Here is a 19,598-nt window from a genome sequence, read left to right on the forward strand (position 1 = left end):
TTAATTATCACATTAAAACTCGGCAGTAAATTCAAACTATAGAGCCTCTCCAGACATATGGAAATCAAATCCAGCCTGCTGGCTGAAGAAAGCCTCGAGCTCAACACATGCTGATTTTCATAAATATCATAGACTACGGATATATTGCAATCTCAGGCATTATGCTGAGGCATAACTTAACAAACACTATTGCAAAAATCAGCAGTGAAATGTTAACCACAGCTTCTACCAGCCGTCCCATAAACTAAGATTGTGACTTCGAATACATAACCCTTTTTCTTACACAGTTTCTTCCGATTTTATGTCTGTGCAGAAAAAAACCGGCTGCAAATTTGATAAGTTTCAGGTTTTGAACACCGAAAAGGAGCGTCAATTTGATTAAAATCGAAAAACCCGGGCTAAGAGAAGATATAATCGGTTTAGAATTAAAATATGGAAGTAAAATTCGAAATTAAAATAGATAGAAAAGAGATATTAAATGGGTATTGTGACCCATAAGGCCCGATCCACAATTTAATGTAGTTCTTTACTTAGTAAAGTTATGCTTATTTAAGTTACTACTTAGTCAAGTCATTACCTATTTAAGTTACTACTTAGTCAAGTCATTACCTATTTAAGTTACATACTTTCTTTGTACGTCTACTTCATAGATCTGGGACTGACCTTATGGATCAATTTATAATATGGCGTTAAAGGTATAAAAAAATAACGATAAGGATTTTTCCTTTAGAAAGTAATGGTTCCCGGCACACCGGCCCGGGTTAATAAAATGACCGGCTATTTACAATAATATTAAGGATTAAAGATAAGATTTATAAAGTCGATTTTTTCGGAGAATTTAAAGAAATTTCTAATTCTGGTCAATGAAATTTCTGGCTCCAAACCATTCTAAAAAAGTGTATGCTGGAATCTCTGCTGCAAAGAAAAGCTTTTCAACTTCGCAGTCTACTGAAAATCAATGAAACAATGGCCTCTAAATCCAAAGCTTACAGAAGAAACGGCTTCGGAAGAAATAATTCTGGAAAAAACTGTTTCCGGAAGAATCCCGCAAAAAGGAGAAACCGGATCTTTCTGGGAAGACAGGGGAGACAGATACCACTGCGGAGTTGACCTTTATGCCCCCGTGAATACAGAGGTGGTTTCGGTTGAAGGCGGAATTGTCGCAGAAACCGGTCTGATGACCTCGCCTGAGATCCTGCCTTACTGGAACCCTACATATTATGTTATAATTGAACACGACAAGGGGCTTTTCTGCAAATACGGTGAGCTTGCAGGCTTTACCGTGAAAAAAGGAGACGAAATCGAGCCCGGGAGTTTGATAGGGCGTGTGGGAATGGTGCTGAACTCCGCAAGAATAGATAATTCCTGCCCGCTTTATATCCAGAAGCTGAAGAATAGAAACCCGAGTATGCTCCATTTTGAAGTATGGGAAAATGAGCCCATTACTGTTCACAGGAAGTATCTCGGAGGCAACTGGTTTGCAGAAGAAATGCCAGAAAATTTAAGGAATCCTTCGGGATATTTAAAGGCAAAAAGGATATTTTACACAGAAATAACTGGCTAAAAAACGGAAGTTCGACTGAAAATTCCGGATAACATTGCAAATATTTCAGAACAAATGTCAAATATAATCATACTGTAAGAGTATGTGTTTTTGGCACTTTCTGGTTTGAAAAGTCTACCAGTTTTGCGAATTAAGGCTAAATATAGTCATAGGCACATATTAAAAATATATACGAAAAATAGATTATTTTAAGAAATATTTATTAAACTAAAGAATCAATATACAGATTCAATATAATATAACAGATAATCAAAAACATTCAATATACAGATAGAAATTGAAGATAGAGTGTAACAAAAACAAGTTCACAAAAATAAGTTCACATAGAAATAATATCACCCACGACTCTTACATTTCTTACGACTCTTACATAAAAGGATGCATGCGCGACTCTTCACGAAAGGATGAAAGGATCTACATAAAAACGCTCATGATATTCTTGGAATAAAATGCCCAAAAAATGAAAGTATCTGGAAGCACTTCTATGCCAAAGTAAACAATCTATAACCAATCAGGGCAATAATTATTAATGACGCAGATCTGTGACTTATAACACATTTAAGATTTTGAAAACTATCTGGTGGTATTCATGTCAATTCCGGGCTGCAAAAAATTTCCTGTGGATGAAAAAATCGAGACATTCCAGAAACTGCCGGTGATAAAAAATTATTACCTGGTCCTTGGTGGTGGAAAAATCGGCACTGATTTTCTTCAGTATGCCCGAAAAAACAATTTTCCTTTTGTGCTTGTCATCGACAGCGACGAAAATGCGCCGGCTTCAAAAGAGGCTCAGGTCCTTGAGACCGAAAGCGAGCTTTTAAGCCTTTTGAGGAAAAAAACAGAAGCTTCCCTTAAGGAAACCGGACATGGTTCACGGTCAGGGAAGGAAAGCGAAGGAGAAAATGATATACCGGAAACCGGGAAATCAGAGGCATACTTCTATAAAATGGACATTCACAGAGTTCCTTTCCTCTTCAGCTCAGGCATTCCCGAATATATTATTCCTGCAATTCCCTTTCATGCAGCTGCATATATGCTTGCAGATCTCCTGAAGTTCCCGATACTTGATGCATGCAAAAGCAAAAGAAATAAAGAAAACCTTGCTGAAACATCCAGCCCTGAAGAAGGCTTTTCAGGCGAAAAAAGCCCTGTAAGTGAGCTTTTTATAAAGCCTGAAGATCCGGAACTTATGAGTTACTTCAATAATATTGAATCAGTGTTTCCCGAAGATATAATAGCAGGCAGTTACCCTGAACACGGCATGTTATTTCTGTCATATGCCAGGGGAGGAGAAATCTGTCCTGACGGCTGCCCTGGACCGAGAGACAGGTGTCCTTCTTTCGGGAGGAAAAAACCCAGAACCATTACCGAATATTCCAGGGAACTTCTTCATAGCATTCCAGGATGGGTCTTTGAGAGCCACCAGATGAAACCCGGAACCGGAGGGCTGAAAGGAGCGGAATTCAGGCAAAATATCCTGGAAATCCTGGAGTTTTTGGGCAATATTCAGGGCGGAAAAAACGAAAAAAAATCCGAAAAAATCGAGGACAGGGCTTTTTTCATAGCTACCACCTGCACATGCCATGGAGTTTTGAACCTCTTCTATGTCACCTGAATATATTTTACCTGAATATGGCGCCCGGGTCCGGTTTAAGTAAAGGCTTCCGTGCTTTACCGGAAAATTGAACCAAAAATACATCTGTGAGCAGCCCAGATATCTCCAGGGGATTATATGGACGCTTTTGTAGGCACAAGCGGCTGGTATTATGAGTGGAATAAAAAGAAAAACCTTGACTGGTTCGTGGAGAATTCAGGTCTTAATTCTGTAGAGCTCAATGCAAGTTTTTACAGGTTTCCTTTTCCAGGCAACGTAAAAAGCTGGGGCGAAAAAGGCAAGGGGCTCAGGTGGAGCGTAAAAGTGCACAGGTCCATAACCCACTGGCGCCAGTTCGGTGAGAGTGCGCTTGAAATATGGGAAAACTTTAGAGAACTGTTCAAACCTATGGACCACTTAATTGATTTCTATCTTTTCCAGGCGCCTCCCAGGTTCGAGGAGATTGAAAGAGCCCTCAAATTTGCAGAAAAAACTGGGCTTGGCGAAAGGTTTGCCCTGGAAATAAGGAATAAGGAGCTTCTCGGGAATGATGAGCTCTGCGGAAGGTTTCTGAACAGGGTTACCCTTGTATCCGTGGACTCTCCCGATTACATTAACCGCATATTTCCCGGAAAAACAGTTTATATGAGGATGCACGGTAGAGAAAACTGGTACAGCTATAACTATTCTCAGGAAGAAATAAAAGAAACTATAGAAAAAATAACAGAATTGGAACGTGAAAAAGTCTATATTTATTTCAATAATAACCATAAAATGCTTGAAAACGCAAGGAAAGCATTAAAAGCCTTTTCTGGTTTGTAAACCCTGAAGATCTTCCTTTGTTTTCAAAAAATTCCCTTTAAAGGGTAGAAAAACTATTATGAATAATGCCTCTTGTCATTATTTGTTTTTGTGTTAACCTGTTTTTGTGGCTCAATCGTTAACCCATATTATGAATAAATTATTATATAAAGAGGTATATTTTAGATTTTATCCGGATATCCCCCATAGTCAAAAGTTAAATGTCTCAAATAAGAGTCAAATTTTTCTGGCATTGTAACTGATGACAATAAGATATTTGCCCGGAACTCCCTATATATAAAAAAGAAGTGAAATATATGTTCTGGAGTAAAGACGATATTGTCGAAAGGCTGAGCAAAATACCCAGGACGCTCGAAGATATCTCTATAGATATCTTTGAAGGCGTACCCCCAGCAAATGACCTGGTGTATAAAACAGACCTTTCAAAAGAACATTGCATAGATGCGACCAGCGGCTGCAGAAACCCTCAAACAAATATAAGTGTAGAACAGGTGAGCATAGAAAAGGAACTTATGTACCCTTACATAGATGGCTCAGCTTCCGGCGAATTCGCCATTCCATCGGAGCAGTACCGGTTTATGCTGCCCTATGAGATCCTGGGCTACAATATCAGGAAAGAATACAGAATCATTCAGCCTGAGGAATTGAAAACCAAGTTTCCCATAGCTTATAATCAGCTGATGGAAGCAAAACAGAATTCAGAAACCGGAAAACAGAACCTTGATTCTGCCGACTGCTACCGCCTGGAAGATGAAAGTTTCCTGCAGTATATAAAGACACCAAAAATAATTGTCACCAGCAACTACCGTCTCCGTGCTTCATATGATGTTAAAGGAAAACATGTGTTTTCAGAAGGAATAGGAGTTGTACTTGGAGACCCAACGCTCTATCATTACATCACAGCTGTGCTTAACTCTTCAATAGCAAGAGCTCTTCCTGAGATATGGAACCGTGAAAATATGCAGAGCAAGAACCAGCTCAATTCCAGGATGCTCAAAAGGTTCCCGATAGAGTTCCCTAAAAAACAGATCACTGAGACCCTTATAAGCACAATCTGCAGGTACCTGATTTACCTTAACCGGCAGAAGCAGACTGCAAGGGACTACTCCATACCCGGCTACCAGAAACTGATAGACTTCTACAGAAGAATTGCAGATCTTCTGATCCTGGACACTTACATCACGAATGACCTTGATCCGAAGTTTCTTGAAATCCTTGCAGAAAACATCACAGCGTCTGGAGAAGAATTCGAATACAGCGATGACATTAACCTCCTGATAGGGCTTCAGGAAATAAAGAAAAACATTCTGGAATCTGCCAGTTTCCGTGAATGCAGGTTCAACAGCGAATTCACGAATATCCTGGCTACCCTGAAAAACAACGGCGCCTGGTAAAGAAATCGGGACAAAAAATAAGGAATCAGGTTTTAAGGATTTTTAGTTTTTATTCCTTCATTTTAAACCAATCTTTTTCCAGCCGGTTTTTCAGGTCAATTTTTTTCCGGTTTATTTCTTCCGGTTAATTTCCTGATTTATTTCTTCTGATTAATTTCCCGGTTTATTTCTGTTGTCTAAGGTTTAATTTATTTCAGATGATTAAGTTATATTATCAATATTATCAAAGAATTAATTTATTTTAAATGTCTAATTTATTTTAAATATTTAATTTATTTTAAATGTCTAATTTATTTTAAATATTTAATTTATTTTAAATATTTAATTTTCAGACAATCGCTTTCAGACTATCACCCTTCAGTCCTGAATGAATCTGATTGGAAAACTTCCTGATATGCCGGAGAAGCAAATGTTCCGCAGTTCACTGGCTCGAGACTCCTTATCAGCTCAAGAAGCTTTCGTTTATTCAAGTCCTCTTTTTGCATAACAAATGAAATGCTGCTGTTTAACATTTTCATTTCCTGCATACTCAGGTCTTTAGAAGTGCATACAATTACAGGGATGTCCACGGTTTGAGGGTTTTTCTTGAGGGCTTTTATTACTTCAAATCCGGAAACATCCGGCATGTTAAGGTCAAGAATTATAGCATCGGGAATTTCTGTGGATGCTTTATCAATTGCTTCTTTTCCTCCCTGTGCCAGGCTGATAACGTAACCCTCGAATTCAATCATGGAAGACATAAGTTCCAGCATGGATTCCTGGTCATCCGCGATCAGGATTTTTGGGGAGTCCTTTTTTAAATTCGTTTTCAAACGGTCAAGGCTTGAAAGCAGGACTGATTTGTCAACCGGTTTTACAAGATGGTCAAATGCTCCCCAGAGCATCTTGCAGTCGTTTTTTTCGGTTATTGAAAGGACAAGCACCGGAATCCCGGAAGTCACGCTGTCTTTTTTCAGGTTTTCAAGAACATCCCATCCGTTCATTTCCGGAAGCATAAGGTCCAGAGTGATCACAAAAGGCTTTAGTTTCTGGGCAAGGGAGAGAGCTTCTTCTCCGGTTGCAGCCTGGACTACTCTGTATCCTGCTTCTTTTAATGTGAAAACCAGAAGCTCCCTGGACAGCCTGTCATCTTCAACAACCATAACAAGAGGAGCAGAGACATCAGAACCACAGGATTTGAAATCAACAGAGATATCTTCCATTTTCGGCATTTTGACCGGAATTTCTGCTCCGGATTCGGTCAGTTCATTTAGAACTATGGGTTCAACCGGTTTCCCGGATTCAACTGCTTTCCCTGTTATAACAGGAGCTTCAATGGCATTCGTTTCACATGTTTCGGCTGTTTCATGTGCCGTTTCAGCTGTTTCATGTGCCCGGAATATTTCCCCGGATTTCAGGGTCTTAACAGGGACCTCAAAAGTGAAGGTTGAGCCTTTTCCGGGCTCACTTTCAACCCATATCCTTCCTCCGTGCATCTCTACAAATTTCTTTGAAAGCACGAGACCGAGCCCTGTCCCTTCGTATTTTCGACTAAGTGTGGAATCAATCTGCTTGAAGGGCTTGAAGAGCTGTTTGATTTCATCTTTAGAAATTCCTATGCCGGTATCGGATACTGAAACCCTGACCCCTTTTTCAGATACTATCCCTAGTGTCATGACCATTTAATTATTTCACATAATACTTTGACATTTTCTCATCTGCATTCTTCCTTGTAAACTTCCATTCAATTTTCCTTTTGTGTTCATTCCTTCTCTTTGTCCATGAATCCACTTCATTTTTAAGCGTCTCGATGTCCCCGATCCTTCTTCCTGTACATTCGATATCCATGACATTGATCTCGATTTCAGCAGCATTGAGCCAGCTTGCATGTTTTGGCGTGTAATGGAACTCTATCTTGTCCAGAATCTTCTTTGCTTCCTCTTCTGAGAATGCTTCGTAGAATGACTTCTCTTTATGGATATTGAGATTATCCGTAACCAGTCTGATGACTTCTGCTTCAGAATATTCTTCTGTGACAAGAATCTTCATGAATTGTGCAAAATCCTTCATTGTTCTTCTTTTGGTTACCTGAGTTACCCTTTTTCCTGCTTTGAACTCTACCGCCATGAATATGTTTGCTGTTCCGTTTCTGACATACTCATAATCATATTTTTCTGAACTTCCAAGCTTCATAGGAATGCTCATTCTTTTATCCCTGAGCAGTTGCTTAGGCTTCTCGTCAAGACAGATAAGAGGTTTTTTAGGATCATAATCCTCTTCATACAGACTAAGAATGTCATACATCCTGTCTCTATATTCAGTATCGATAGTCTGAATACACCACATCCGTCTTAACCAAGGTTTAGTTTTGCTTTTTTCAAAATAAGCCTGACACTCTCTTTACCTATAGTTTCAAATCCTTCTTTTTTCCTAAGTTCTTCAGTAAGCAGGGAAAGAGACCATCTTTTGCTTCCATCAGGGGAACTGCTGCAGGCTAAAGCGATTACTTCTGCAACATGTTTTTCAGTGTATTTTATAGGTTGACCAGATCTTGATTTGTCAAAAAGAGCATTGGGGAGACCTTCATCAAGGTATCTTTTCCGTATATTCAAAGTGGTACTCCTGGAAATACCTAATATTTTCACGATTTCAGTGATTTCTGTTTGCTGGTTTGATAGAAGGAGAATACGGGCTCGAGTTAGTTCTCTTGCGCTTTTACGTCCTTTTCTCACAAAATCCTGAAGGAAATTTACCTCATTATCTGCAAGTTGAATCTGTAGCATGAAGGTATAAAAGGATTCAACGTTTATAATGATGACTAATAATTAAATGGTTGAGACACTAGGACTTCGACAGAGCCGCCTTTCTGGGTAAACTTTACTGCATTGCTTACCAGGTTATACATGATCTGCTTGAAGCGTGTCCTGTCCGCATAAACAAAGAAACCCGGCTCCACATTAAAGTCCATTGAGATGTTTTTCTTAAGAGCGAGAGGGGAGAGGATATTTTTAGTATTGGAAAAAATATCCTGAAGGGAGAAATAATCAGACTGAAGTTCCATTTTACCGGCTTCTATCTTGGAAAGATCCAGAATACTGTTTATTAGCGAAAGGAGATGTTTTCCACTGGTGGAGATATTTCCGAGAAACTTTTTATTGAGTTCGTCAAACTCTCCTGTTGACCCTCCGAGCATGAGCTCAGAAAAACCGATTATAGCAGTAAGGGGGGTTCGCAGTTCATGACTCATGGTCGCAAGGAATTCGCTCATTGAACGGTTTGCGCTTTCAGCTGCAATTTTTGCCTGCAGGAGTTCTTCCTCAGCCTGTTTCCGGTCCGAGAGATCTATGAAGCTTTCGACAAAATAACCCGTTCCCCCTATTGAGACGGGCACAACGCTTCTGAGGATAGGTAAAGTCTTTCCTGTAGCTGTAAGAAGTATACTTTCAGAAAGGTCTCCGGCCTGGTCCAGAGAAAGTGCAGCACAGTTCTCTTCCCCGTGCTGGCCGATTAACCGGTAACAGGTCATGCCTATGAGTTCTTTTTCGGAATAGCCTGCAGTTTTCAATGCTATAGGATTAGCATTAATAATTTTTCGGGAAGAAGATTCGATCAGAAGGATACCACACAGGGTATTGTCAAGAATGGCTTTGAGCCTTTCCCGGTTTTCCTGCTCGGATCTTTCCATGTTTTTACTGAAGGTGATGTCCTGGGCTACCAACTGAACAATATTATCCTTTCGATCAATAAGTGACAGGTTGACCTTAATATCAACAATTTCCCCTTCTGGTTTCTGATATCTCATTTCAAAATTAGATGAACCCTGTCTGAAAGTCTCTTTAAATGCCTGCTGAAGTTCAGGAAGGTACTCCGCCTGAATAAAAGACATCAGAGAGACATTAAAAGGGCGTTTCTGTCCGAAACCGAAAATTTCGCAGCCTTTTTTATTAATATCCAGGACTTTTTTTCCGTCCGAAATAATAACAGCATCGCTGGACTGTTCAAAAAGAGTCCTGTACATTCTGTCTTTTTCTTCAAGATCACATTCTGCTTCCCTGTAAAGTACAAGGGTGTTTTCGAGTTCCGTCCACCTACGGAGGGAAAAAATTCCCATTCCGAAGGAGACATACACTGAAAGAACAAGCATAAGCCCCAGACCTTCGCTATCGCAGGATTCAATAAATATTACAATGGATTCAAAAAGGTTATAACTGGAAGCCGCAACTGTGAATATAAATCCCAGAACCAGAATAATTATCAGTTCATTAGATTTTTTTGTGAACGGTGGCTTTAAAATATTTTCCATCCACTCATCCCCTTAAAAGACCCCTTTTAAATTCCTTATAGTACCGGATGCCCGCCAATGCATGAATCTAACATTGATTTGAGCCTTTCAATCTCAATAGGCTTTGAGATATAGCCGTTGCACCCTGCTTTTAAGAACCTGTCCTCGTCACCCTGCATGGCATGAGCTGTAAGAGCAATTACAGGAGTCCTGCAGACTTCCGGGAGGTTTTTGATTTCTTTAAGGACTTCAAGCCCGTCAAGTCCCGGAAGCTGTATGTCAAGAAGTATAAGGTCGAACCTGTTTTCTTTAACAATTTTGAGAGCTTCAAATCCATCCCTGGCTTCCTTACTCTCATACCCAAAAGTAGTAAGAAGGAATCTGATGAGTTCCATAATTATAGCGCTGTCCTCAACCACGAGTATATTTTTCATTACATGACCCCTCATATATTCTAAGGGATCTGACAAGATACAGATGCCTCTGGTTAACGGACTTCTTCCAAAGTCTGGACTGTTATCTCCTGGAGATGCTGCTACCAGACCGTATAAAGGTCATAAGTCCCTTAAAGCGCCAGAGCTAAAAATAAAAAGTATTTTTGGCAGACCCCTTAGACAATTAATCAAGTACCCTGTCGTTTTCCCCAAATTCAAAAAACTTACCAGCCGGCAAGTTAAACATATTATTTAATTTCCCCAGATATGGTAAAATGTATTAATTTTTAAAAGTTAAACAGTAATTGTATTACATACATATAAAAACTTTGTCTATTGACAAGAAAAAGCCAGATCAGCAGGTAAATAGAATTTATTTTCTTAATAAGAAAAACGATGTTTCTCAAAAAACAGGATAATAGCTGGTAAATAGCGGGTAAATAGCTGGAGAATATCCGGAGAATATCCAGAGAATGAAGGAAAATTGACCCGGAAGAAAATCTACAGGCAGGTCTGAAATATAAGAATGAGAAGCAAATGAAACATTAAATCAATTATAAGGTCCGAAAATATCAGGATAATACAGGTACAAAAATACAGGTACAGAAACAAAGAGAGATTAAAAGGAAGAAAAGTAGCTGTATAATACTTTTATATAATTTTATAACTATAATACCCCAATATAACTTTAACTGTTATACCCTGATGTAACTTTGTAGCTATAATATTCCGATGCAACTTTAATACTTCAATAGATCCTATAATACCCTTAATATAGGATCAATCCGGATATTTACAGTTAGAATATCCACTAAAGACCTTAATTATTCTGCTTTTCATTCAGGAGGTGCAAATTACGGTTAATCCAGAGAAAGATTCTGAAAAAGAGGAAATTTCTGCTAAAAACGGTATTGAAAACCACAGGGTTCTGTTTGAAAGGTATGAGGAAAGGTTAAAGAACCTGGACCCGGAACTGCTTACACCTGAGGACGAAATTGTTTTACAGGAAGCATTCAAGCATGCAAAAGAGTTTCTGGGGTCCGAAGAATTAATAAAATGGTTTACAATTGCTGCCGAACCCTTCTACAGGTCAGCAAACTGGAAAATCCTTTTACCCATATATGAAGAACTGCTTGACACCGCAGAAAGAGAACTCGGACCTGAATCTTCAGGAACTGCAGCTGTACTGAGCGGGCTTGCAGGAATCTATCGTTACATGGGAAAACACGAAGACTCCCTGAAGCTGTATTTAAGAGCACTTAGCATCCGTAAAAAAGTCCTTGGTTCTGACCATCACGAGACCGGGGATACTCTCAGCGAACTTGGAATCCTCTGCTCTGTTATGGACAGGCTGGAAGAAGCTCTTTCATATTACACAGAAGCCCTCAAAATTCAGGAAAGGTTCCTGAGCCCTGAGAACCTTGGAGCCATCAGGACCCTTAACAGGACGGCTTTTTATTATAAGCTGATAGAAAAACCGGAAAAAGCAGAAGAACTTTTTTTCCGGTCCCTCGAACTGCTTGGGAGGCTGGCAGAAAAGGAGCCGGAAAACGGGAAGGTCCTGGCTTATACTGCCGGCACACTGAACAATCTCGGTGTCCTTCTTTCGGAAACGGGAAAACTTGAGAGAGCTGAGGAGATTTACGGGCAGGCACTCAAACTCCAGGAAAAGGTATACGGAAAAGAGCACCCTCAGATAGCCCAGACCCTGAACAACCTTGCTCTTCTTTATTTCCAGACTACAAGGTATGAAAAAGCCCTTATTCTCTACACACGCTCCCTTGAAATCATGGAAAAACTGGGAAAAACCGAGCATACAGGCTTTGCAACAACCCTGAACAACCTTGCAGGGGTCTATGTCCAGAAAGGGAGGAACGAAAGAGCCCTTGAACTTTATACCAGAGCTCTTGAAATCCGGGAGCGCATCCTTGGCCTGGATAATCCCGAAGTTGCCAAGACCCTGAACAACCTTGGCGAACTGTACAGGATCATGGGAAAGCATAAAAAAGCGCTTCCCCTCTACACCCGCGCTCTAAAAATCTATGAGTCCACACTTGGACCATCGCACCCGGATGTGGGCACAACCCTGAACAACCTCGCAGGCCTGCATGAAAGTATGGGAGAATATGAAACTGCAATCGATCTTTACGAAAAAGCCCTTGACATAATTGAAAAAGAGTACGGGCCTGAGCATCCTTATTTCAAAATTACGAGGAACAACCTGCTCGGCCTGTATGAGAAGATGGAAAGGAGCTGGAGGAGCTGAACTTAAGGAGCTGGAATTTTAAGAGTAGAAATTAATAGATTCAGGACAAATTAAGAGCGGATAAATTGAACACGATAAATTGAACACGATAAATTAAAACACGATAAATTAAAACACGATAAATTAAAACACGATAAATTAAAACCGGATATAACAATCTGTGCTTTAGAAATCTGTACTGGAAGCCCGGATAGTTCTTAATGGAAAATTGAGGGGGATTTTCTGGTTCTAATTGACGGTATAACATTTGATGTCTGGGATCTGACTTTTCTTCTGTTTGCTTTTTTCTTTCTTTATGCTATAATATACCCGCAGTCTCAACTCAGAAAAATCCGTATGCAGCGTATGGCAAAAATGAAAGCCATGGAAAAACACCACGGATATAAGGTACTTACAATGATACACAGGCGGGAGATGATATCCTTATTCGGGCTTCCCGCCTATCAGTCCATAGATGAAGAAGACGCCGAGCAGGTCCTGCGCTGGATAAGGAAATACAGGGACTATCCGCTTGAGCTGATCCTCCATACCCCCGGAGGGCAGCTTCACGCCAGCATCCAGATCGCCCGCGCCCTGAAGAACCACCCAAAAAAGACTCGTGTGCTCATCCCTCATTATTCTATGTCAGGGGGTACGATTATTGCCCTTGCAGCAGACGAAATAGTAATGGATAAAGATGCCGTCATAGGGCCAATAGACCCCCAGGTTGGAGATCCCATAAGGGGAGTCTTTCCGGCACCTTCCTGGATCCATGCCGCAGAAACTAAAAAAGAAGACGCTGACGACTCTACTCTTGTTATGAGCGATATATCGAGAAAAGCCCTCAGGCTCACACGAAACGTTGCAAAAGAGCTCCTTGAAGGTAAGATTCAGCCTGACGGAAAAGAAGACAGGCTTGAAGAGGTTGTCGAAAAACTGGTCAGCGGAGAAATGATACACAGCACTCCTCTCTCAGCCAGAGAAGCAAAAGAACTCGGGCTTTCAGTTAATACGGACTTCCCTGAGGACGTGCATGATTTCATGCGGCTTTTCCGCCCCGTGAAAAAGACTGTAGAATACGTGGGATAAAAACAAATTAAGGGAAGTGTGCTAGTGTCATGAACATTTAGTTTTTGGTCATTTTATAAGTTAAGAATCGTTATTTATTGACATAGAAATACTATAAATTATGCTCAATAATTAAATTGTCATGACACTAGGAAGTGTGCCAAGAACTGTAGTCTGGCCTGAGGCAATATTTTTTTTGACCCTATTTTTTTTGACCCGGAAAAACTATTTTTAAATTTCCGCAAATATAACAACTTCTACCAGCTTTCCATGTGGCAGTTTCAGCTTACGCCGCAGTATTTTTTATTCCTTATCAGAAAGGTATTCTTCATTCCTTATCAGAAAGGTATTCTTCAGAAAACATTTTTACAGTGAGGTAAAAATAAGCCAGTAAGAGGGGACCGATGATAATTCCTACAAGCCCGAAAAGCGGGATTCCTATGAAGATCCCAAGCAAAGACTGAAAAGGATGAATTTTCCCTACTTTTTTCTGGATTACAGGCCTAAAAAAACTGGAGTCTGATACGCTCAGAAAAATTCCTGTTATGAGGATACCTGCTGCTGCAACATAGTCCTGCTGGAGAAATTGAATAATTACTGCCGGGATCCAGATAATGGGTGTTCCGACAACAGGCAGAAAAGACAGGACTGCTGCAATAGACCCCCAGAGAAAAGCTCCCTGGACTCCAAAAATAAGAAAGGAAACGATCAGAATTCCGCCTTCAATTACGGCAATAGCGCCGCTGGCGATAAGAGTTGTACGGACAATGTTCCTGAACTCATTGAGAAGGATAACAGTGTTCTTTGTATTGAAAGGAATTGCCAGAAAAAGGTTTTGCATAAAATCCGATTCCTCTCCTGTTAAGAGGTAATAAAACAGGAAATACATTATAAGCAAACCAATTGCCCGGTGGCTGATGCTCTGAATTGAACCGACCACGAGCAAACTCAGGAAATTGATGATTTGAGTGGCAAGGTCCATTACCCTTTCTTCAAAATTGATCTGGAAGATGTTTTCAGAGATTCCAAACCTTGAAAAGAAATTGTTAAAAAGACGGTCTCCGACTTCAATAGTCGCCATAATAGCTTCCTGATTCAATAAAATCTGCTGGATCTCAATAATAACCATGCTCAGGAGAAAAAAAAGAGGGATCAGTACAAGAAATATGGAAATAATTATAACCAGAAGCGCCGAGACCTGCCTGTTAAGCCGGGTTTTTTTGAGTAAAAAACGGTACAGAGGCTTGAAGGTAATAAAAAGAATAAAGCCTCCAAAAAGATAGTCTACGTAAGGAAAAATAGCATAAATAATGACTGCACTCAGTGCGACAATAAGAAAGAGAGCAAGTGCGGTCCTGACCTGTCTTTCCATCAAACATAATCTGTCTTCTTGTTATAAAATATATAAGCATAAGAGAGCTTTCAGGTCAAATCCAGGAACTTTCCGGACCCGAACAGGAAATTAAGGAAAATCTGTAATCAAAGTCTGCCTTTCATCTCTTTCCCTGAGTTTAGTAACCCCGACACCTACAAGCCTGAACTTTCGCCTGCCTGTAAATTCCGACAAAAGCTGCATTGCTGTCCTTTTAATCACAAAAACGTCCGAAGTCCAGATCGAAAGGGTTCTTGAGCGTGTATAGGTGGAAAAATCCTCAAAACGGACCGTAAGGGTTATGGTTTTAAAAAGAAAACTGTGCTTCATGAGAGAGCCGTGCACGCTCTCTATAAGAAGGTCCAGGGAACCGGAAACTTTCACAGGGTCATCCGTATCCTCTGCAAAAGTTCCGTGCCTGCTTATTGATTTTACGCTTTCTTTTTCTACAAGCTCTTCAAAGTCGAGACCGTTTGCCAGCTGTTTTAGCCTGAACCCCATTTTTCCTAACTTTTCGGAAAGCATCTGTACATCGCAGTTTGCAAGCTCTTCCACCCTGTTTATCCCCATTTTTTTAAGAGTTTCCTCTGTCTTTTCTCCAACTCCGGGAATTCTGGAAACCGGCAGTGGAAAAAGAAAATCCCTGACATCTTCTGGCCTGACAACGGTAAGTCCGTCCGGCTTCTGAAAGCCTGAGGCAATTTTTGAAACAAGCTTGTTCGGCCCAACCCCGACAGAACATGTGATCTTCTGCTGCCTCTGTACCTCGTCCTTAATTCTTAAAGCATAAAGGGCGGCTTCTTCAAAATTCCTGACCCCGGAACCGGGTATAAGATAGGCTTCATCAACACTTACCTGCTGGAACTTTTCTGCAAATCCCCGCAAAATTTCCATTACCCCTGCTGAGACCCCTGCATAGAGCTTCATGTTCACAGGCAAAAATACAGCATCAGGGCAGAACCTGTAAGCCTGAGAGATCGGCATTGCAGAATGGATTCCATACTTTCTTGCCTCGTATGAGCAGGTGCTTACCACTCCCCTTCCTGAACCTCCTTTAGGGTCAGAACCCACAATTACGGGCAGATTTTTCAGTTCCGGCCTCTCCCTTACCTCTACAGACGCAAAAAAACTGTCCATGTCTACATGAAAGACAATTCTCCTTTCAGAGCTGTTCTTTTTGGGATTGGAGGCAGGCATCACATAAGATAGAATAGAACAGATAAAAAAGGCTTGAGGAAGTAGGGTGAAAGTATTAATTTCGGGACAGGGAAATGAATTTTTCAGGCTTATGTAACTATAATTTCTATTCAGGGGCTGAAATATTACCTGAACCCTTTTAAAAGGTCAATTTAATAGTCTTTGTCTCCACCTCCGTCTTCATCTTCATTGTCGGTTACTCCGTACATTGTTGCTTTCGATAAATAACATATTCCCGTAGCCGGCAGCAGGATACTCAGGTAAAAAGCCAGAGGCAGCATTATTGACTGAACACTTCCCGGGCTGGATAATCCCTTCAGTACAGAAAAAAGAAAAATTGCAGAAAAAATACTTGTTGCAGATGTGACCACGATGTATAGTTCTGTTAAACTATCCTGCCCGTATGAGGTCAGGAAAAGTAGTAACGAACCGGGGGACAGCAAAGCCAGTAAGACAAGCCAGAGAGTTTCTGACGTACTTATGGGGCCTCCGAGAAGCGTATTTCCGTTAAAACAGATAAGAAGATTCGCGATAACCAGCAAAGCCAGGGAAATGCACAGAGGGGCTGCCAGATACCACCTGGCCAGTATTTTTCGGGCTTCCAGCAGGAAAAGCACGGAGCCGGAAAAAGAGATAATGCTGAGTAACTCGATAATGGCGATGAAAAGAAGATCGTATGCCGGCAAATAACGAATTGCAGGATCAGGTATTGTAACGGGAATAAAGTGGAATATAACAGATACAAAACCTGCAACCCATGCTGTCAGAAAGACAGCCGACGTTAAAGCCAGAGCACTGTTTATCTTCATTAACCGTCACCGCAAATGTAAAGTTAACAGGTATGATACAGGCATCCATATTCAGATAGAGAGACAACAGCGGCTAATTCTGGCGAACCAGACACAGCAGCTTACCATTAAGGTGCTGCAGCCCAATAACCCCCAATTGTAAATGAATGCATACCCCGCATATCCCGTATAATACAGATAATACAGATAATAGAATAGATCCCCTACTCTAAATATTTCATGCTCTATGTTATTACAGGCAAAGAAAGTAATTACAGAAAAGGCATTTCGCCAGAAAAAGCATTTCTATAGTACAGCAAATTATATAATATGGGCACTAACCTGAACCATTTGAACGGATTCAAACTTTAATTTCAGCTAAGAATTGGGGGGATTTCATCAAAGCAGGGCCGGGAAGTTCAAAAGCTGCAAAAGATATAATCGGACAGCCGTTTCCTGAAATAACATCAAAATCACTTGCAGGGAGAGTTGTACATCTTCCGGAAGAGGTGAAAGGAAAAGTAACGCTCGTCTGTATTGCTTTTATTCGAAGTGCGCAGAGCATGATAGATTCATGGGCTCGACCTTTTGAGCAGGAGTTCGGGAAAGATAGAAGGTTTACGGTTTACGAAGTTCCCATGATAAATAAAGGCTGGAAGGTCCTTTCCCGGATGATCGATTCCGGAATGAGAGGAGGAATACCTGTAGAAAAACATGATAATGTGGTCACTTTCTACGGGGACTATTCAGGCTACCGGAACGCTCTTGGAATGGAAAATACAGAGCTTGCATACGTTTTTTTACTGGATCAGGAGGGTGTTATCTGCTGGAAAGGGGAGGGTTATTCCAGCCATGAAACCGAAAAGAAACTTCTCAGCACTGCAATGGCTCTCAGACCAGCAGCTCTCAAACAACGGGGTCTTTAAGTAAAAATGGAGGGGAAAATGAAAGGGACAAGGATAATACTTGGCTTTTTTGCTCTTGCCATACTTATTTTTTCAGCTTATGCTGTCCTGAGAACCGTGCCCATTAACGAATGCGGGGATAACGGGACAGGCATTGAATGTATCGGACTTCCTCCGGGTTTTTCCATTGATTATTATGCCGAAGGTGTTGAAGGTGCGAGGTCCATGGCTCTCAGTCCGGAAGGAACGCTTTTTGCAGGAAGCCGGGGTGCCGGGAAACTCTATGCCATGACCGACCGGAACGGAGACAATAAAGCTGATGATGTACTCGTAATTGCCGAGGGCCTGGATATGCCCAATGGGGTGGCATTCAGGAATGGTTCACTTTATGTAGCCGAAATTTCAAGGGTGCTCCGGTACGATGATATCGAAGCAAGACTTGAAAATCCTCCCGACCCTGCAGTTGTCAGAGGAGACTTCCCTGCAGACAGGTCGCACGGCTGGAAATACATAAAGTTCGGACCGGATGGAAAGCTGTATGTGCCTGTCGGTATGCCGTGCAATGTCTGCAACCTCGAAGAGGAAGAGGAACGCTATGGGACGATGATGCGTATGGAGCCTGACGGGAGCCAGCCCGAGATTTTTGCAAGAGGGATAAGGAATACGGTAGGTTTTGCCTGGAACCCCGAAACCGGAGAGTTGTGGTTTACTGACAACGGCAGGGACTGGCTGGGGGATGATCTGCCTCCGGATGAACTCAACAGGGCGCCCGTGCCCGGGATGCACTTTGGCTTTCCATACTGCCATGGGAAAGATACCCCTGACCCGGAATACGGAGAATTCCGGAACTGCTCGGAGTTTACAGCGCCTGAGGTTGAACTGGGCCCGCACGTGGCTGCACTCGGTATGACCTTTTACAATGGCAGCATGTTCCCGGAAGAATACAGGAACCAGATCTTTATTGCCGAGCACGGTTCCTGGAACAGGAAAATTCCCATAGGCTACAGGGTTTCCCTTGTCAGGCTTGAGAACGGGACTCCTGTAAGTTATGAGCCTTTTGCAGACGGCTGGCTTCAGGGGCTTGCGTCCTGGGGAAGGCCTGTGGATGTGCTTGTAATGCCTGACGGAGCTCTGCTTGTGTCGGACGATAAAAATAATGCTATTTACAGGATCAGTTACAGCTGAAAGTAATGCCTTAAAAACACATTTTAAACATAGTCAGGAGAGCCGGAATAATTGAAAAGCCTGCCGAATTCCGAATTCAGTAAAATTACTTATGATTATATCTTCATATACGATAAGCAGGGGGTAAATAATTGTTATCTAAAATTCCTGTAGACCTTAAGAAAATATCCGGAGAAGATATAGATAAGGAAATTCTCAGAGCCGGGATTGTTGCCGAGATCGATGCCATAAATCTTTATGAGCAGATGGCTGCCCTTACGCAAAATGAAAATATAAAACGTGTCCTTCTGGATGTGGCAAAAGAAGAAAAAACACATATAGGGGAGTTTCAGGCACTTTTACTCAGGTTTGATGCGCAGCAAAAACAGGAACTTGAAGAAGGAAGTAAGGAGGTTGAAGAGGAGCTGTCCAGGTGAGCAACTCAAATAATACATGAAGCAATACATAAAGCCTCTGATTTTTAGATTATTAACTTTTTCCGGATTATTTAAAGACTATGGAAGTTTCCGTTAACTTCTAATTCCATAGGGAGAAGCATAAAAACTCTGAGATAAAAACTCAGGCTTTTTACACAAAAACCAATAACTTAATATAAATTGAGATATACCGAAACTGCTAAAGAGGATGTTACTATCACATTGCGTTCAATATCACGAAAAAGTTAAAAGGAGCGGGTAGAATGTCGCCTGTCGAAATACAAATGTCAGTAAATGCATTGTTTTTTTCGTCCATATGTGCAATAATGTTATTCGTCGCTAACGAGTTTTTT

Annotated in this window: 16 protein-coding genes and 1 pseudogene; 10 read left to right on the forward strand and 7 right to left on the reverse strand. The window is 41.1% G+C overall.

Translation table 11 applies throughout. From position 1 onward, the window contains the following. Positions 1-107: 107 nt before the first annotated feature. From MSMAS_RS18840 to MSMAS_RS09820, 5 genes are all read left to right on the forward strand, one after another. On the forward strand, positions 108-248 hold the full coding sequence (locus MSMAS_RS18840; protein WP_155395212.1) for a hypothetical protein: 141 nt from the start codon (positions 108-110) through the stop codon (positions 246-248). Between the two features lie 710 nt (positions 249-958). After that, positions 959-1,564: a M23 family metallopeptidase gene (locus tag MSMAS_RS09805; protein ID WP_011034792.1), complete on the forward strand. Its 606-nt coding sequence runs from the start codon at positions 959-961 to the stop codon at positions 1,562-1,564. A 589-nt stretch (positions 1,565-2,153) separates the two neighbouring features. Further along, positions 2,154-3,179: a hypothetical protein gene (locus tag MSMAS_RS09810; RefSeq protein WP_048040292.1), complete on the forward strand. Its 1,026-nt coding sequence runs from the start codon at positions 2,154-2,156 to the stop codon at positions 3,177-3,179. 117 nt (positions 3,180-3,296) lie between these two features. Further along, a complete protein-coding gene (locus tag MSMAS_RS09815) occupies positions 3,297-3,980 on the forward strand; it encodes a DUF72 domain-containing protein (protein WP_011034790.1) in 684 nt (227 codons plus the stop codon). Positions 3,981-4,276: 296 nt separating this feature from the next. Beyond that, positions 4,277-5,374: a hypothetical protein gene (locus MSMAS_RS09820; protein ID WP_048046524.1), complete on the forward strand. Its 1,098-nt coding sequence runs from the start codon at positions 4,277-4,279 to the stop codon at positions 5,372-5,374. A gap of 350 nt (positions 5,375-5,724) precedes the next feature. Here the strand turns inward: MSMAS_RS09820 and MSMAS_RS09825 are convergent, their stop codons facing one another. From MSMAS_RS09825 to MSMAS_RS09845, 4 genes and pseudogenes are all read right to left on the reverse strand, one after another. After that, positions 5,725-7,029, reverse strand: coding sequence for a response regulator (locus MSMAS_RS09825; RefSeq protein WP_230633230.1), 1,305 nt, complete (start codon positions 7,027-7,029; stop codon positions 5,725-5,727). Between the two features lie 10 nt (positions 7,030-7,039). Continuing rightward, positions 7,040-8,136 (reverse strand): annotated as a pseudogene (locus MSMAS_RS18290) (IS630 family transposase). A 35-nt stretch (positions 8,137-8,171) separates the two neighbouring features. Next, a complete protein-coding gene (locus MSMAS_RS09840) occupies positions 8,172-9,656 on the reverse strand; it encodes a PAS domain S-box protein (protein WP_230633231.1) in 1,485 nt (494 codons plus the stop codon). Between the two features lie 35 nt (positions 9,657-9,691). Further along, positions 9,692-10,069, reverse strand: coding sequence for a response regulator (locus MSMAS_RS09845; RefSeq protein ID WP_048040288.1), 378 nt, complete (start codon positions 10,067-10,069; stop codon positions 9,692-9,694). A gap of 847 nt (positions 10,070-10,916) precedes the next feature. Here MSMAS_RS09845 and MSMAS_RS09855 point away from each other — a divergent pair. Next, a complete protein-coding gene (locus MSMAS_RS09855) occupies positions 10,917-12,335 on the forward strand; it encodes a tetratricopeptide repeat protein (protein ID WP_080942075.1) in 1,419 nt (472 codons plus the stop codon). A 273-nt stretch (positions 12,336-12,608) separates the two neighbouring features. Next, positions 12,609-13,403 carry an SDH family Clp fold serine proteinase gene (locus MSMAS_RS09860; protein WP_080503080.1) on the forward strand — a complete coding sequence of 265 codons (795 nt, stop codon included), beginning with the start codon at positions 12,609-12,611 and terminating at the stop codon, positions 13,401-13,403. 307 nt (positions 13,404-13,710) lie between these two features. Here MSMAS_RS09860 and MSMAS_RS09865 read toward each other — a convergent pair whose 3' ends face one another. From MSMAS_RS09865 to MSMAS_RS09875, 3 genes are all read right to left on the reverse strand, one after another. Continuing rightward, complete coding sequence (locus MSMAS_RS09865) at positions 13,711-14,754, reverse strand: AI-2E family transporter (protein ID WP_011034784.1); 1,044 nt, start codon at positions 14,752-14,754, stop codon at positions 13,711-13,713. A gap of 90 nt (positions 14,755-14,844) precedes the next feature. Further along, the gene (gene dinB, locus MSMAS_RS09870) at positions 14,845-15,954 is read right to left on the reverse strand and encodes a DNA polymerase IV (RefSeq protein WP_011034783.1); all 1,110 of its coding nucleotides are present in this window, start codon (positions 15,952-15,954) and stop codon (positions 14,845-14,847) included. Positions 15,955-16,103: 149 nt separating this feature from the next. Further along, the gene (locus tag MSMAS_RS09875) at positions 16,104-16,760 is read right to left on the reverse strand and encodes a hypothetical protein (RefSeq protein ID WP_011034782.1); all 657 of its coding nucleotides are present in this window, start codon (positions 16,758-16,760) and stop codon (positions 16,104-16,106) included. Between the two features lie 440 nt (positions 16,761-17,200). Between MSMAS_RS09875 and MSMAS_RS09885 the strand changes: the two genes are divergently transcribed. From MSMAS_RS09885 to MSMAS_RS09895, 3 genes are all read left to right on the forward strand, one after another. Next, the gene (locus MSMAS_RS09885) at positions 17,201-17,665 is read left to right on the forward strand and encodes a hypothetical protein (protein ID WP_080503079.1); all 465 of its coding nucleotides are present in this window, start codon (positions 17,201-17,203) and stop codon (positions 17,663-17,665) included. 18 nt (positions 17,666-17,683) lie between these two features. Beyond that, a complete protein-coding gene (locus tag MSMAS_RS09890) occupies positions 17,684-18,829 on the forward strand; it encodes a PQQ-dependent sugar dehydrogenase (protein ID WP_011034780.1) in 1,146 nt (381 codons plus the stop codon). Between the two features lie 131 nt (positions 18,830-18,960). After that, positions 18,961-19,245: a ferritin family protein gene (locus MSMAS_RS09895; protein WP_011034779.1), complete on the forward strand. Its 285-nt coding sequence runs from the start codon at positions 18,961-18,963 to the stop codon at positions 19,243-19,245. Positions 19,246-19,598 lie beyond the last annotated feature (353 nt).

The sequence above is a fragment of the Methanosarcina mazei S-6 genome, assembly GCF_000970205.1.
Taxonomy (GTDB): Archaea; Halobacteriota; Methanosarcinia; order Methanosarcinales; family Methanosarcinaceae; genus Methanosarcina; species Methanosarcina mazei.

What these genes read in the sequence shown, in the direction of transcription:
- MSMAS_RS09815 (WP_011034790.1), top strand. Translation starts at nt 3,297, where the DNA reads ATGGACGCTTTTGTAGGCACAAGCGGCTGGTATTATGAGTGGAATAAA.
- MSMAS_RS09890 (WP_011034780.1), top strand. Translation starts at nt 17,684, where the DNA reads ATGAAAGGGACAAGGATAATACTTGGCTTTTTTGCTCTTGCCATACTT.
- MSMAS_RS09840 (WP_230633231.1), bottom strand. Translation starts at nt 9,656, where the DNA reads ATGGAAAATATTTTAAAGCCACCGTTCACAAAAAAATCTAATGAACTG.
- MSMAS_RS18840 (WP_155395212.1), top strand. Translation starts at nt 108, where the DNA reads ATGCTGATTTTCATAAATATCATAGACTACGGATATATTGCAATCTCA.
- MSMAS_RS09820 (WP_048046524.1), top strand. Translation starts at nt 4,277, where the DNA reads ATGTTCTGGAGTAAAGACGATATTGTCGAAAGGCTGAGCAAAATACCC.
- MSMAS_RS09865 (WP_011034784.1), bottom strand. Translation starts at nt 14,754, where the DNA reads ATGGAAAGACAGGTCAGGACCGCACTTGCTCTCTTTCTTATTGTCGCA.
- MSMAS_RS09875 (WP_011034782.1), bottom strand. Translation starts at nt 16,760, where the DNA reads ATGAAGATAAACAGTGCTCTGGCTTTAACGTCGGCTGTCTTTCTGACA.
- MSMAS_RS09825 (WP_230633230.1), bottom strand. Translation starts at nt 7,029, where the DNA reads ATGACACTAGGGATAGTATCTGAAAAAGGGGTCAGGGTTTCAGTATCC.
- MSMAS_RS09805 (WP_011034792.1), top strand. Translation starts at nt 959, where the DNA reads ATGAAACAATGGCCTCTAAATCCAAAGCTTACAGAAGAAACGGCTTCG.
- MSMAS_RS09845 (WP_048040288.1), bottom strand. Translation starts at nt 10,069, where the DNA reads ATGAAAAATATACTCGTGGTTGAGGACAGCGCTATAATTATGGAACTC.
- MSMAS_RS09810 (WP_048040292.1), top strand. Translation starts at nt 2,154, where the DNA reads ATGTCAATTCCGGGCTGCAAAAAATTTCCTGTGGATGAAAAAATCGAG.